The following is a 12,409-nucleotide window of genomic DNA, read 5'->3' on the forward strand; positions in this document are numbered from 1 at the left end:
GCTTCCAAAACAACGGCGGGGGCGTGAATGCCCCCGCGTTGTGAAAAAGCTGCCATCCCGTTACCCAACCAAACAGGTTCGATCTGCTAAGTGAACGGCATTAGGAGCATGCTCCGGCTTTTTTATGGCTTGCAACCAAGCTTACTTGGCGAATCGGCCGGCAGTCTGCGCCACGCGGGCGCCGAACAGGCGGGCGGACTCGAGGTCGGATGCATCCGGGGTGACCTCGGCCGGCGCGTTGTCGGTGCGGGTCATCAGGCCCAGCGAGCTGCCGTAGCGGTTGATCTGCGTACCGGTAACTCCGCCCGGCAACAGGCCGGTACCCACCCAGATCATGCTGTGCTGGGCAGCAAAGATCGACAGCTGCTGCAGGGTATTGAGCTTGTCACCGCTGGGGCTGTTGGATACGGTAAAACCGGCTGCGATCTTGTCTTTCCAGCCCTGGGTGTACCAGATCTTGGAACTGGCATCCATGAAGGCCTTGAAGCCGGCGGACACACTGCCCATGTAAGTCGGCGCGCCAAAGATGATGGCGTCGAATGCCAGCAACTCTTCCAGGCGCTCGCTGGCATCCTCGGCATTGAACAGTGCGACTTCGGCGAATTCGCGCGCACCGGCAGCGACTTCTTCCGCCACCTTGGCGGTATGGCCATAACCACTGTGATACACCACGGCAAGCTTGGTACTCATTCAATAATCCTTATATAACGATAGAACGAAGGCATAGCTGGCTTGCGGCCAACACGGAACCCACACGGCAATGCTGGCTTTAATTCAAAAAAACTGGATGCCGCACCAGTCGCCACACAAGCGGCAATCTGGCTAGCATCCTTGCCAAAAACCACTGTTGCGCAGTATAAAAACGTGCCTTCCGTATTCACAGCAGAACATTTTGATTTTTATTTTCAGAAAATCTGACAATGAAATTGACCCTTGATTCCCTGATGGTGCTGGATGCCATCGACCGTCGTGGCAGCTTTGCCGCTGCGGCCGAGGAGCTGTACCGCGTGCCATCTGCCATTACCTACAGCGTGCAGAAGCTGGAACAGGACCTGAATGTGCAGCTGTTCGACCGCAGTGGGCACAAGGCCAGGCTGACCTCGGCCGGAGAGCTGCTGCTGAAGGAGGGCCGCACGCTGCTGGATTCCGCGGCAATGGTGGAAAGCCGGGTCAAGACCCATGCCACCGGCTGGGAAGGTCAGCTGCGCATCGCCATGTCCGATCTGCTGCGTTTCGACGACATGCTGCAACTGGTCAGCGAATTCGACGCCCTGGGCGCCGATACCGAGTTGCGGCTGAGTCGCGAGGTGTTCGGCGGCACCTGGGACGCGCTGGTGGACAACCGTGCCGACCTGGTGATCGGCGCCACCGAAAACAGCCAGGGCGGCGTGTTTCACAGCAAGCCGATGGGCAAGGTGCAGTTCGTGTTTTGCGTGGCGCCGGACCACCCGCTGGCCGGCATGGAAGAGCCGATTCCGCAGCATGTGGTGCGCCGCTACCGGGTAGCGGTGGCTGCCGACACCTCGCGCAACCTGCCACCGCGCAGCATCTCGATACAGGAAGGTCAGCCACGGCTGACGGTGGCCAGCGTGGAGGACAAGATCGCCGCCCAGCGCGCCGGCCTGGGTATCGGCTATCTGCCGCTTTGCCGTATCCACGAGGATCTGGCCAGCGGGCGGCTGGTACTCAAGGAAGTAGAGGAAAAGCGCTCGCAGGTAGCGCTGCATTACGCCTGGAAGGAAAGCCAGCCCGGCCAGGCGCTAAGCTGGTTCATCAAGCGTCTGCAAAGCTTCGACTGGCACCTCAACTGACGTCAATGGCCAGCGACTCCAACTACCGTCATGCCCTGCTGCAGCGCCTGTCCGGCACTGCGCTGACGGTACGTGCCCCGGCTCGCAGCCACTGCCTGCTATGGCAGCAGCTGCGCATCCACTGCGGCACCATGCCGCTGGCAAAGCCCCCGCGCCTGCGGCCGGATCTGGAAATCAACAGCCCGTGGCAACCTCCAGCGGGAAATGGCGGCTTTGCGCTGCTGGTGGCCGGTAGCCGCCCCGCCCTGGAGCAGGCGCAGCCCTTGCTGGATGCGCTGGCGGTACAGCCTGGCGCCTGGTTGTACTGCGGGCCGCTGGGCGCCGCCAGTTTCTGCCGCCGGGTATTCGATGTGCTGTTCTACCTCACCGGCCCGCTACTGCTGCAACAAGCGCCGGGCAGCAGCCAGCCGCTAGACTGGCCCGCCCTGCTGCAACAGCAACAGCAATTGCTTACCCAGTTGGCCGCACTCTGCCGCGACTACCTGCAACAACAGGGAGCGGTAGCGATTGGCGAAGCAGAACAATGGCAGCTGCTTGCCGAATTCCAGCAGCCGCCTGCGCAGCAACAGCACTTTGCCCTCAATCTGGCGCAGTTGCTGCTGCTGGCCAACAATCTTGGCGAGAATGCGCGCCAGTTGCTGGAAACGGCCCTGGCCAGCATGCGCGCCCAGGCCTGAGACAAACGACAAAAAAGCCCGCCGAAGCGGGCTTTTTCATGACGACGATGGCAATCAGGCTGCCGGAGTCGCGGCCTTGCGTGCACGGCTGACAGCAGCAGTGGCAGCATTGGCGGAGGTTTTGGCGGCTTCCACGCTGGCTTCGGCGAAATCGCTGCCAACTTTCTTGGCGGTCTTGGACGCGGTTTCGAAAGCGGCATTGCCGGAGTTCACCAGGTTCTTCAGCACCTGCACGGCGGATTCGGAACCAGCCGGAGCGTGCTTGGCCAGACGGTCCAGCGCTTCCAGCACTTGCTTGTTGGTTTCGGCAACCTGCTCTTCCACGAAGGAAGTCAGCTCGGTCTGGGTAGCCACGGTGGCATCGTACACTTCACGAGCGGTAGCCAGAGTCTTGTCCAGATTCGGCTGCACCAGGCCTGCCTGGAATTCGGCCAGGCTCTTCGGATCCTTGATGCCGGTCAGCTGTTTCACGGTTTCAGCGTTTTCAGCCAGCACCTTGCGGGTGATTTCCAGCTGCAGGCTGGTCAGGCGTTCGGCGCTGGCCAGCATGATGGACGACAGACGAACGGCTTTGTCGAACTGGGCCTGACCGAAAGCGGACAATTCTTGTACGTTGGTAAACATGGAGTTAATCCTTTTCAGTTAATGAGAACTCAGCAGCAAAACCGTTGGTTCCTAATCGTTATACCTGCATGTTGCGTCGCAACAATTCGCATCATATATTGCAGCGCAGCAATGTCAAGTAGATTAGCAGCAACGGCGACCTAAGTGACTATTTTTGCAACAGCTTTGCCAACTCTGCAGCCTGCTGATGACAGCACCATGACAAACACCGCAATGTTGCTACGCAGTAGCGCGGCACTGTCGCGAAGCACGCAGTCGCGCGGATATGGCAACGATATGGATAAAACCGGCCGGGTCGCGTTGAAAGCACCAGGGCAAAGCTATACACTCGCCGTCATAAATTAAATCTATCTGTTAGCGAATTCCCACAATGAGCCACGCGGCCAACCTTTTTGATATCAAATCCGCCAGCCTGGACCTGCTGGCCATCCTGCTGCGCAGCAGCGACTGCGATGCACTGGCCGCCGCACTGGAGACCCGCTTTGGCAGCAAGGTGGACAGTAGCCAGAGCGAAGCCTTCCTGCTGGACCTGGACAGCATCGAGCAGCCTCTGACACTGGATCTGGCCCGCATCTGCGCACTGTTTCGCGCCAAGGGCATCGTGATCATCGCGCTGCGCCACCGCCAGCATGCAGTGGCGGCGCTGGCGCGCCAGCATGGCCTGGCTTTTGTCAGCAGCACCAGCAGCCCGCGCCAGAGCGAGTTGCCGATGGAAGCCCCGCCCCCCACTGCCACGGCAGCCCCGGAGACCGCCCCGCTAGCGGCCAATACCATGGTGATCGACCGCCCGGTACGTGCCGGCCAGCAGATCTACGCCAAGGGTGGCGACCTGGTGGTACTGGCCATGGTCAATGTCGGCGCCGAACTGATCGCCGATGGCAGCATCCATGTCTATGCCCCGCTGCGCGGCCGTGCGCTGGCCGGCGCCCGCGGCAACACACAGGCCCGTATCTTCGTGCAGAGCATGGAGGCCGAACTGGTCTCCATCGCCGGTGTGTACCGCACCATCGAACAGGCCCTGCCCGACAGCATCCAGGGCAAACCGGCACAGATTTACCTTGAGAACGAGCGCCTCGTGATGAGCGCGCTCGGTGCATAAGAACTCGCAAGTTAAGGAATCACCATCGTGGCAAAAATCATTGTTATTACTTCCGGCAAGGGCGGCGTAGGCAAGACCACCACCAGCGCCAGCTTTTCCTCTGGCCTGGCGCTGCGCGGTCACAAGACCGTGGTGATCGACTTTGACGTCGGCCTGCGCAACCTGGACCTGATCATGGGCTGCGAGCGCCGCGTGGTATATGACCTGATCAACGTGATCAATGGCGAAGCCAGCCTCAACCAGACCCTGATCAAGGACAAGCACTGCGACAACCTGTTCGTGATCCCGGCCTCGCAGACCCGCGACAAGGACTCGCTGACCGAGGAAGGCGTGGAGAAGGTACTGAAGGAGCTGGCCGACATGGGCTTCGAGTACATCATCTGCGACTCGCCGGCCGGTATCGAGAAAGGTGCGCTGCTGGCGCTGCTGTTCGCCGACGAGGCCATCGTGGTCACCAACCCGGAAGTTTCCTCGGTGCGCGACTCCGACCGCATCCTCGGCATTCTCGCTTCCAAATCGCGCCGCGCCATCGAAGGCCGCGAGCCGGTGAAGGAGCATCTGCTGCTGACCCGCTATGCACCGGGCCGCGTGGAAAAAGGCGAAATGCTGTCGGTGGATGACGTGAAGGAAATCCTGCGCGTCAACCTGATCGGCGTGATCCCGGAATCGCAGGCCATCCTGCAGGCTTCCAACTCCGGTACCCCGGTAATTCACCAGAAAGGTACCGACGCCGCTGAAGCCTATGGCGATGTGGTAGCGCGTTTCCTGGGCGAAACCCGCCCGATGCGCTTCCTCGAAGCCGAGAAAGTCGGTTTCCTCAAGCGTCTGTTCGGAGGCTAAGCCATGTCCCTCATCGATATGCTGTTTGGCAAACGCCAGAAAACCGCCTCCATCGCCCGCGAACGGCTGCAGATCATCCTGGCGCACGAGCGCAACGGCCGCAGCGCCCCGGACTATCTGCCGGCACTGCAGCGCGAACTGATGGAAGTGATCTCCAAGTACGTGGCGGTAAACCTGGACGACATCAAGGTACAGGTGGAGCGTCAGGACGACTTCGAAGTACTGGAAGTCAACATCGTGCTGCCGGAGCACCAGCGCTGACATCATGACCCTGACCGAATTGCGTTACATCGTGGCCGTGGCGCGGGAGCGCCATTTCGGCCGCGCCGCCCAGAGCTGCTTTGTCAGCCAGCCCACGCTGTCCATTGCCATCAAGAAACTGGAAGACGAACTGGGGGTGACCCTGTTCGAGCGTGGCGGTCAGGAAGTGGCGGTCACCGAGATCGGCGAGCGCATCATCGAGCAGTCGCAGCGCGTGCTGGAAGAAGCCGAACTGGTGAAACGCCTGGCCGGCGAGCACCAGAACGAGCTGGCCGGGCCGCTGAAACTGGGGGTGATCTTCACCATCAGCCCCTATCTGCTGCCCAGGCTGATTCCGGCACTGCGCATCCTGGCGCCGGACATGCCGCTGATCCTGGAAGAAAACTACACCGCGCGGCTGGCTGAGATGCTCAAGCGCGGCGAGGTGGACGCCATTATCGTGGCCGACCCGTTCGAAGAACCGGGCACCGAAGCCTACCCGCTGTACGACGAGAAATTCGTGGTGGCCACGCCCAAGGGGCATGAGTGGGAGAAGCGCAAGCTGGTGCGCCCGGAAGAGCTGCGCGACCAGAGCGTGCTGCTGCTGGCGCAGGGCAACTGCTTCCGCGACCAGGTGCTGCAGGCCTGCAACGAGGTGAGCAACCGCCAGCACCAGTCCGGCAGCCTGGCATCCATGGTGCAGGGCAGCTCGCTCAACACCATCCGCCACATGGTGGCCAGCGGCATGGGCATCACCGTGCTGCCGCAAACCTCGGTAGCGCCTGGCGACGAGAATCTGCTGTCGGTGATTCCGTTTGCCGAGCCGGCGCCACAGCGCCGCGTGTTGCTGGTGACCCGTCGGCAGTTCTTCCGCAAGAAGGCAATCCAGACCCTGCAGCAGGCGGTGTTCCGCTCCGGGTTGGGTGGCGTGACCATGCTGGAGGACGAGGCCGCGCTGGCCTGAGTGCCCTGCCAACGTTGAGCGCAACAAACAAAAAAGCCACCTTGCGGTGGCTTTTTTTGTGTAGGGCGGAAGCCGCACAGCGGCGTTCCGCCACATGCAGCCATCTTATCGACGGAACGCCCTGGCAAGCCGGGGCTTCCGCCCTACATCTCAGGCAGCGCGGATCACGCTGGCCAGGCGGGCGATGCCCTCCTCGATGCGCTCCGGCGATGCGTGGCTGAAGTTCAGGCGCAGGTGGCCAAGCCCCTGCTCCGGATTGGCGTAGAACGCCTCGCCCGGCATGAAGGCCACATTGTGCTGTTCGAGCGCCACTTTCAGTAGCGGGCGGGTGTCGCGCGGCTGTTTCAGCGTCAGCCAGAAGAACAGGCCACCCTGCGGCACCAGCCAGTCAGCGATATCGCCGAAATGTTTTTCCAGCGCGGCCTGCATCGCATCGCGGCCAACCTTGTAGCTCAGCTGCAGCTGTTTGAGATGATCCAGGTACTCGCCGCTTTGCAGCCAGCGGGTGTTGAACCACTGACCCAGACGGTTGGTGTGCAAGTCGGCAGCCTGTTTCAGGCGCACGAAATACGGGATCAGGTCCTTGCTGGCCACCAGGTAGCCGATGCGCAGGCCCGGCGCCAGCGTCTTGGAGAACGAACCGCAGTACACCCACGGTGCGTTCTTCAGGTGCGTTACCAGCGGCTTGGGCGCATCGCCGTCGTAAGACAGCGCACGGTATGGGTCATCCTCGATTACCGGCAGCTTGGCGGCATCGATCACCGCGGCCAGCTGCTGGCGGGTGGCCTCGGTATAACAGGCGCCGGACGGATTCTGGAAAGTCGGGATCAGGTAGGCCAGCTTGGCCTTGCTGGCGGCAATGGCTTGCTGCAGCGTGTCGGCAGACAGCTGGCCATCGTTCTGCTGCTGTACGGTGGTGATGTCGGCACCAAACAGCTTGAACACCTGCAGCGCGGCCAGGTAGGTCGGGCCTTCGGTAATCACCGGTGTGCCCGGATCGATGAACAGCTTGGCGGCCAGATCCAGCGCCTGCTGCGAACCGGACAGCACCAGTACCTGGGAGGCTTCCACATTCAGGTCGATACGCGCCAGTTCCTCTACCACGGCGGCGCGGAACTCCGGCTCGCCCTCACTGGTGCCGTATTGCGCCAGATGCGGCGGCACGCCGGAAAAATCCAGCTCGGGCAGACAAGAGGCGGCCGGCAGGCCACCGGCAAAGGAAATCACTTCCGGACGCTGCGCGGCGGCAAGAATCTCGCGAATCAGCGAGCCGGACAGACGTTCGACGCGTTCGGAAAACATGGTACTCTCCTTGGCTGACAGGTATGTTATAAGTCAAATTGTTTGACCAATCTAACGTCGATTGACGCAAACGTCAATATGCAAACTCAACTCTCCAACACCCTGCTGCGCGATGCGATGAAAGCCTTCTTTCACGCCTATCTCGCCTTTACCGACAAGCCGGACGAAATGCTGGCCAAACGTGGCCTGGCGCGCGTGCATCACCGCATCCTGTTCTTCGTGGCGCTGCATCCGGGGCTGTCGGTGAAAGACCTGCTCGGCTATCTGGATGTGACCAAACAGGCCATCAACATCCCGCTGCGACAGCTGATGGAAATGGGCCTGATCGCCGCCGGCACCGCCGCGCACGACAAGCGGGTGAAGGAGCTGCGACTGACCGAGGAAGGCCGCAAGCTGGAAGAAGCGCTGCACCGCGAGCAGGCCAAGCTGCTGATGCTGGCATTTGCCGAAGCCGGCGAGGACGCCACCCGCGGCTGGCTGGCGGTGAACCAGGCCATGGCCAAACACGCTATCGCGCCCTAAAACGCCTTGCGGCCAACGCTAAGGTTGGCCGCAAACAACAATAGCCCGGTAATTCCCGAACAGCCATGAAAATCCCGTCTTCCAGGCAAGCCGGCGTTTTTCATTCAATGCGCTGATAGCGCACCTCCAGCACCTCGATCTCCTCTTCCCCCTGCGGCCCTCGGAAATACACGGTATCGCCCTCGCGCGACTTCAGCAGCGTGCGCGCAATCGGCGAGATCCAGCTGATATGGCCCTTGGCCAGGTCGATCTCGTCCACGCCGACAATCGACAGCAACTGCTCGCTGCCATCGCCGCGGAGGATCAGCACCGTGGCGGAGAAGAACACCTGGTCGGTGGCTTCGCGCAGTTCCGGGTCCACTACCTCGGCGATTTCCAGCCGCTTGGTGAGAAAGCGGATGCGGCGGTCGATCTCGCGCAAGCGGCGCTTGCCGTACAGGTAGTCGCCGTTTTCCGAGCGGTCGCCATTGCTGGCCGCCCAGTTCACCACCTGGGTCATGTGCGGACGCTCTTCCTTCACCAGATGGTTCAGTTCCTGCCGCAGGCGGTGCCAGCCGGCCGGGGTGATGTAGTTCTTGCTGGCAGTCGGCAGACGCTGCTCGGCAGGCAGATCGTCTTCCTGCTCGTCATCGGATTCGCGGGTAAATGCCTTGCTCATCGTGCTTCCTTCCACACCACGGTATCTCCGCGGTCTACAAACAAAACGCCCCCAGCTTTTATCGTAGCTGGGGGCGTTTAGTGTAACGGGCACCTCGAAAAACTCCAGCTTTCGTCGCGACACTGCGTTGCTCGCGAAAAATTTCTCCTTACATATCAAACATATGCTGCGTCAAAATTTTTCGTTCGCGCCTTGTCTCGCTTAGAAATCCGGGTTTTTCGAGGCACCCTAACGCTTAGCGGGCGCGCTTGCCGCCGCGAGCCGGCAGTTCCTGGCCGGTAGCCGACAGCCCGGCCCACTTCATTACCGCGGCCACTTCCGCCTCGTTCAGCTCGTAGTACTGGCCGCGCTTCAGACGCGGTGGCAGCCCAATATTGCCGAAGCGCACGCGGATCAGGCGGCTGACGGTGAGACCGAAGTGTTCGAACATGCGACGCACTTCGCGGTTGCGGCCTTCGCGGATCACCACGTTGTACCAGCGGTTGGCGCCATCTTCCGCGCCGCCCTTCTCGCTAACGCGTTGGAACACCGCCGGGCCGTCTTCCAGCTCCACGCCCTTGGTCATCTCGGTCATCTGCTCGCGGGTCAGCTCGCCCAGCACGCGCACCGAGTATTCGCGGTCGAACTCGAAGCTCGGGTGCATCATGCGGTTGGCCAGTTCGCCACTGGTGGTGATCAGCAGCAGGCCGGAGGTGTTCACGTCCAGGCGACCAATGGCCACCCAGCGGCTGGATTTGGCCTGCGGCAGGCGGTCGAACACGGTAACACGGCCTTCCGGGTCATCGCGGGTAACGATTTCGCCTTCCTGCTTGTGGTACATGATGACGCGCGGCAGGCGGTCGGCCCACTTGAGCTTGATGTTGTCGCCCTTCACCACCACGCGATCACGCGGGCCTACCTTGTCGCCGATGCTGGCACGCTTGCCATTGACGGTAACAAAACCGGCCTCGATCCATTCTTCCATCTCGCGGCGCGAACCCACGCCAGAGGCAGCCAGCGCCTTCTGCAGGCGGATCGGCTCGATATCGTCCAGGTCGACGCGAGTTTCGCGCAGGCGCTGCGAACGGTCCACCACGTTCTGATTGGGCGCGCGCAGTGCCAGCTTCTTGGCGCGCGGCACCTTGGCGTGCGGCTTGGCACTGGCCGGGCTATCGCCAGGGCTGCGACGGGCCTGGCCGAACTCGCGGCTCGGCTGCTCGCTGGCAGCGGCCGGCATGGCGGCATTCTTGTTGCCGTAGCGGCGTTCGTGCTGCACCGGGGCCGGGGCAGTGGCGCCATCGGCGCGGCGACGCTTGTCGCTGCGCTCCTGCGGCAACTCGCGGCCAGCGTTGGCCGCAGGCTTGGCGCGCGGCGTTGCCGGGGCATTCAGCGGGCTGAGTGCGCGCGGGCCACGCGGGGCCTGCGGTTTACGGGACTGGCCGGACTCCTGGCCACGGACACGCGCCAGCGGCTGGCGCGAATTGTTGCGTTGTCCTTTAGACATTTGCTTGCTTCTTCCTGATTAGAGGCACCACGAAAACCGGGGACATCACTGTCAATGCCGGGTTGTCCGTGGCGCCCAAAGGGGTGGCGCATGCCGGAAGGCGCTCTAGCCTTCTTCTTCCACCCGGGGCGCCTCATCCACGAGGGGCTCTTCGTCGTCCCTTGCCGCAGGCGTTTCCGCGATCACCAGCGTGGCCAGTTCCGCCAGCGGCGGCAGGTCGCGCAGGGTGGCAAAACCCAGATCGTCGAGAAATTTGTGCGTGGTCGCATACAGACCGGGACGGCCGGGCACATCCTTGTGCCCGATGACTTCGATCCAGCCCCGCTCCAGCAGGGTCTGCATCACGCTGGTGGACACCGATACGCCACGTATGGCTTCGATGTCGCCGCGCGTTACCGGCTGTTTATAGGCAATAATGGCCAGCGTTTCCATCACCGCCCGCGAGTAACGCGGCGGTTTTTCCGGGGTCAGCCGGTTGAGGTAGGGGGTGAACTCGGCGCGGGCGCGAAAGCGCCAGCCGGAGGCGAGCTTGACCAGCTCGATACCCCTGCCCTTCCAGGCCTGCTGTATCTCGTCCAGGATGTCGTTGATCAGCGCCGCCTTCACGTCCTCGGTGAACAGCTTTTTCAGCTGATGCACGGTCAGCGGCTCCTGCGCGGTAAGCAGCGCAGTTTCCAGCACGATCTTGAGGTAGGAAAGGTCGGTAATGGTCGACATGACAGCCCCGGTACGGGCGCAGCAAAACGGAAGGTGCGGATTTTACATGATTTTTTGCCAGCTAGCTGACCTGTGCGCAGGCAAAAGCAACTAGGTGCGTGGCGCAAACATGATCACCGCCATCCCCGCCAGACACAGCGCCACGCCGCCGACATCCCACACCGTTGGCCGCACGCCGTCCACCCACCACAGCCACAGCAAGGCCACGCTGACATACACCCCGCCGTAGGCGGCGTAGATGCGGCCGGAGGCATCCGGGTGCAGGGTAAGCAACCAGGCGAACAGCGCCAGGCTGGCCGCTGCCGGCAACAGCAACCAGGGCGAGCCATCCCGCTTCAGCCACAGCCACGGCAGGTAGCAACCGAGGATTTCGGCGCAGGCGGTAACGGCAAACAGCAGCAAGGTACGCAGCATGTTCACACCAGCGCCAGCCGCACGTAGATCGGCTGGTAGGGCTCGTCCTGGCTGACGCGGATCATGCCCTCCTTCACCAGCTCCAGCACGGCGATGAAGTTCACCACCAGGTGCGGCACACCCTTGTGGATATCGAACAGCTCCTCGAAGGCCACGTAGTCGCGGCCATCCAGGTAGCGAACGATCCAGCTCATCTGCTCGCGTACCGACAGCTCGTCTTTTTCCACTTTGTGGTGACGGTTGTGCTTGGCACGCGACAGGATGGCCAGCCAGGCCTGGCGCAGGTCCAGCGGGCTGACTTCCGGCAGCCGCGTTTCCGCCGACTGCTCCACCAGCACCGCCAGCCAGGCGAAATCGCGGTCGGCCTGCGGCAGCTTGTCCAGCTCCAGCGCCGCCAGCTTCATCTGCTCGTACTCCAGCAGCCGGCGCACCAGCTCGGCACGCGGGTCGTCCGGGTCTTCCGCGCCGTCTTCCAGCGGCGGGCGCGGCAGCAACAACCGCGACTTGATCTCGATCAGCAGCGCCGCCATCAGCAGGTATTCCGCCGCCAGCTCCAGCCGCCCGCCGCGCATGGCGTCGACATAGCCCATGTACTGCGCGGTGACCTCGGCCATCGGGATGTTGAGCACGTCCAGGTTCTGCTTGCGGATCAGGTACAGCAGCAGATCCAGCGGGCCTTCGAAGCTCTCCAGGATCACCTGCAGCGCATCCGGCGGAATGAACAGATCCTGCGGCACTTCCAGCACCGGCTGGCCGAACACGTGCGCAATCGGCACGCCGGCAGGCAGTTCGGGCGGGGTGAGCTGGAAATCGGGATCGGTCATGGTGATTCTGGGCAAAAACTAAGCGTGGAGACTTTACCGTAGATACTGTCTTGGTGGTCACGCTGACAAAGCATGCGGCCAACGTTGTGAAGCGCCAGACTGCCCTACGGGGAGCGCCGGTCAAAACGGTGTTCGCCAGGTTTTAAGACGGCACTTGAGCCGTTTGACGTTAGCAAACGGCGAATTGCCGGCGCCTGGCGAATGCCTTTTTGGCCGGGGTTTCGCGGACCATTA

The 12,409-nt window shown here is 62.2% G+C and carries 15 protein-coding genes; 7 read left to right on the plus strand and 8 right to left on the minus strand.

The features are described 5' to 3' along the window. Positions 1–141: 141 nt before the first annotated feature. Entirely contained in the window at positions 142–690 is a 549-nt protein-coding gene (locus ACFOKJ_RS11605) for a flavodoxin family protein (RefSeq protein ID WP_390279738.1), read from the minus strand. Between the two features lie 230 nt (positions 691–920). Between ACFOKJ_RS11605 and ACFOKJ_RS11610 the strand changes: the two genes are divergently transcribed. Both ACFOKJ_RS11610 and ACFOKJ_RS11615 read left to right on the plus strand, forming a co-directional pair. Further along, positions 921–1,811: a LysR family transcriptional regulator gene (locus ACFOKJ_RS11610; protein ID WP_390279739.1), complete on the plus strand. Its 891-nt coding sequence runs from the start codon at positions 921–923 to the stop codon at positions 1,809–1,811. Between the two features lie 5 nt (positions 1,812–1,816). Then, positions 1,817–2,488: a hypothetical protein gene (locus ACFOKJ_RS11615; RefSeq protein ID WP_390279741.1), complete on the plus strand. Its 672-nt coding sequence runs from the start codon at positions 1,817–1,819 to the stop codon at positions 2,486–2,488. 54 nt (positions 2,489–2,542) lie between these two features. Here the strand turns inward: ACFOKJ_RS11615 and ACFOKJ_RS11620 are convergent, their stop codons facing one another. Beyond that, positions 2,543–3,112 (minus strand): phasin family protein, encoded by a 570-nt coding sequence (locus tag ACFOKJ_RS11620; protein WP_390279743.1) that lies wholly within the window; start codon positions 3,110–3,112, stop codon positions 2,543–2,545. A 370-nt stretch (positions 3,113–3,482) separates the two neighbouring features. On the opposite strand from ACFOKJ_RS11620, the gene minC reads away from it, so the two are divergent. From minC to ACFOKJ_RS11640, 4 genes are read left to right on the plus strand one after another with little or no spacing between them, the layout of a single operon-like run. Beyond that, entirely contained in the window at positions 3,483–4,211 is a 729-nt protein-coding gene (gene minC, locus ACFOKJ_RS11625) for a septum site-determining protein MinC (RefSeq protein WP_390279745.1), read from the plus strand. A 27-nt stretch (positions 4,212–4,238) separates the two neighbouring features. Further along, positions 4,239–5,051, plus strand: a complete 813-nt coding sequence (gene minD / locus ACFOKJ_RS11630) for a septum site-determining protein MinD (RefSeq protein ID WP_390279746.1) — start codon at positions 4,239–4,241, stop codon at positions 5,049–5,051. A gap of 3 nt (positions 5,052–5,054) precedes the next feature. Then, entirely contained in the window at positions 5,055–5,312 is a 258-nt protein-coding gene (gene minE, locus ACFOKJ_RS11635) for a cell division topological specificity factor MinE (protein WP_088966615.1), read from the plus strand. A 4-nt stretch (positions 5,313–5,316) separates the two neighbouring features. After that, positions 5,317–6,255 carry a hydrogen peroxide-inducible genes activator gene (locus ACFOKJ_RS11640; RefSeq protein ID WP_390279747.1) on the plus strand — a complete coding sequence of 313 codons (939 nt, stop codon included), beginning with the start codon at positions 5,317–5,319 and terminating at the stop codon, positions 6,253–6,255. Positions 6,256–6,405: 150 nt separating this feature from the next. Here ACFOKJ_RS11640 and ACFOKJ_RS11645 read toward each other — a convergent pair whose 3' ends face one another. Further along, on the minus strand, positions 6,406–7,557 hold the full coding sequence (locus ACFOKJ_RS11645; RefSeq protein ID WP_390279749.1) for an aminotransferase-like domain-containing protein: 1,152 nt from the start codon (positions 7,555–7,557) through the stop codon (positions 6,406–6,408). Between the two features lie 78 nt (positions 7,558–7,635). Between ACFOKJ_RS11645 and ACFOKJ_RS11650 the strand changes: the two genes are divergently transcribed. Then, positions 7,636–8,079: a MarR family winged helix-turn-helix transcriptional regulator gene (locus ACFOKJ_RS11650; RefSeq protein WP_390279751.1), complete on the plus strand. Its 444-nt coding sequence runs from the start codon at positions 7,636–7,638 to the stop codon at positions 8,077–8,079. A gap of 100 nt (positions 8,080–8,179) precedes the next feature. Here ACFOKJ_RS11650 and greB read toward each other — a convergent pair whose 3' ends face one another. The 5 genes from greB to ACFOKJ_RS11675 all read right to left on the minus strand — a co-directional run bounded on the left by greB (position 8,180) and on the right by ACFOKJ_RS11675 (position 12,175). Further along, positions 8,180–8,737, minus strand: coding sequence for a transcription elongation factor GreB (greB, locus tag ACFOKJ_RS11655; RefSeq protein ID WP_390279753.1), 558 nt, complete (start codon positions 8,735–8,737; stop codon positions 8,180–8,182). 235 nt (positions 8,738–8,972) lie between these two features. After that, the gene (rluB, locus tag ACFOKJ_RS11660) at positions 8,973–10,052 is read right to left on the minus strand and encodes a 23S rRNA pseudouridine(2605) synthase RluB (RefSeq protein ID WP_390279874.1); all 1,080 of its coding nucleotides are present in this window, start codon (positions 10,050–10,052) and stop codon (positions 8,973–8,975) included. Positions 10,053–10,325: 273 nt separating this feature from the next. Further along, positions 10,326–10,937, minus strand: coding sequence for an SMC-Scp complex subunit ScpB (gene scpB / locus ACFOKJ_RS11665; RefSeq protein ID WP_390279755.1), 612 nt, complete (start codon positions 10,935–10,937; stop codon positions 10,326–10,328). Between the two features lie 90 nt (positions 10,938–11,027). Further along, complete coding sequence (locus tag ACFOKJ_RS11670) at positions 11,028–11,351, minus strand: YnfA family protein (protein ID WP_390279757.1); 324 nt, start codon at positions 11,349–11,351, stop codon at positions 11,028–11,030. A gap of 2 nt (positions 11,352–11,353) precedes the next feature. Next, positions 11,354–12,175, minus strand: a complete 822-nt coding sequence (locus ACFOKJ_RS11675; RefSeq protein WP_390279759.1) for a segregation and condensation protein A — start codon at positions 12,173–12,175, stop codon at positions 11,354–11,356. Positions 12,176–12,409 lie beyond the last annotated feature (234 nt).

The organism is Vogesella amnigena (genome assembly GCF_042648905.1).
Classification (GTDB): domain Bacteria; phylum Pseudomonadota; class Gammaproteobacteria; order Burkholderiales; family Chromobacteriaceae; genus Vogesella; species Vogesella amnigena.

Coding starts and splice junctions, on each gene's coding strand:
- greB (WP_390279753.1), bottom strand. CDS start 8,737: ATGAGCAAGGCATTTACCCGCGAATCCGATGACGAGCAGGAAGACGAT.
- minC (WP_390279745.1), top strand. CDS start 3,483: ATGAGCCACGCGGCCAACCTTTTTGATATCAAATCCGCCAGCCTGGAC.
- scpB (WP_390279755.1), bottom strand. CDS start 10,937: ATGTCGACCATTACCGACCTTTCCTACCTCAAGATCGTGCTGGAAACT.
- ACFOKJ_RS11645 (WP_390279749.1), bottom strand. CDS start 7,557: ATGTTTTCCGAACGCGTCGAACGTCTGTCCGGCTCGCTGATTCGCGAG.
- ACFOKJ_RS11615 (WP_390279741.1), top strand. CDS start 1,817: ATGGCCAGCGACTCCAACTACCGTCATGCCCTGCTGCAGCGCCTGTCC.
- ACFOKJ_RS11670 (WP_390279757.1), bottom strand. CDS start 11,351: ATGCTGCGTACCTTGCTGCTGTTTGCCGTTACCGCCTGCGCCGAAATC.
- ACFOKJ_RS11620 (WP_390279743.1), bottom strand. CDS start 3,112: ATGTTTACCAACGTACAAGAATTGTCCGCTTTCGGTCAGGCCCAGTTC.
- ACFOKJ_RS11640 (WP_390279747.1), top strand. CDS start 5,317: ATGACCCTGACCGAATTGCGTTACATCGTGGCCGTGGCGCGGGAGCGC.
- ACFOKJ_RS11650 (WP_390279751.1), top strand. CDS start 7,636: ATGCAAACTCAACTCTCCAACACCCTGCTGCGCGATGCGATGAAAGCC.
- ACFOKJ_RS11605 (WP_390279738.1), bottom strand. CDS start 690: ATGAGTACCAAGCTTGCCGTGGTGTATCACAGTGGTTATGGCCATACC.
- ACFOKJ_RS11610 (WP_390279739.1), top strand. CDS start 921: ATGAAATTGACCCTTGATTCCCTGATGGTGCTGGATGCCATCGACCGT.
- minE (WP_088966615.1), top strand. CDS start 5,055: ATGTCCCTCATCGATATGCTGTTTGGCAAACGCCAGAAAACCGCCTCC.
- ACFOKJ_RS11675 (WP_390279759.1), bottom strand. CDS start 12,175: ATGACCGATCCCGATTTCCAGCTCACCCCGCCCGAACTGCCTGCCGGC.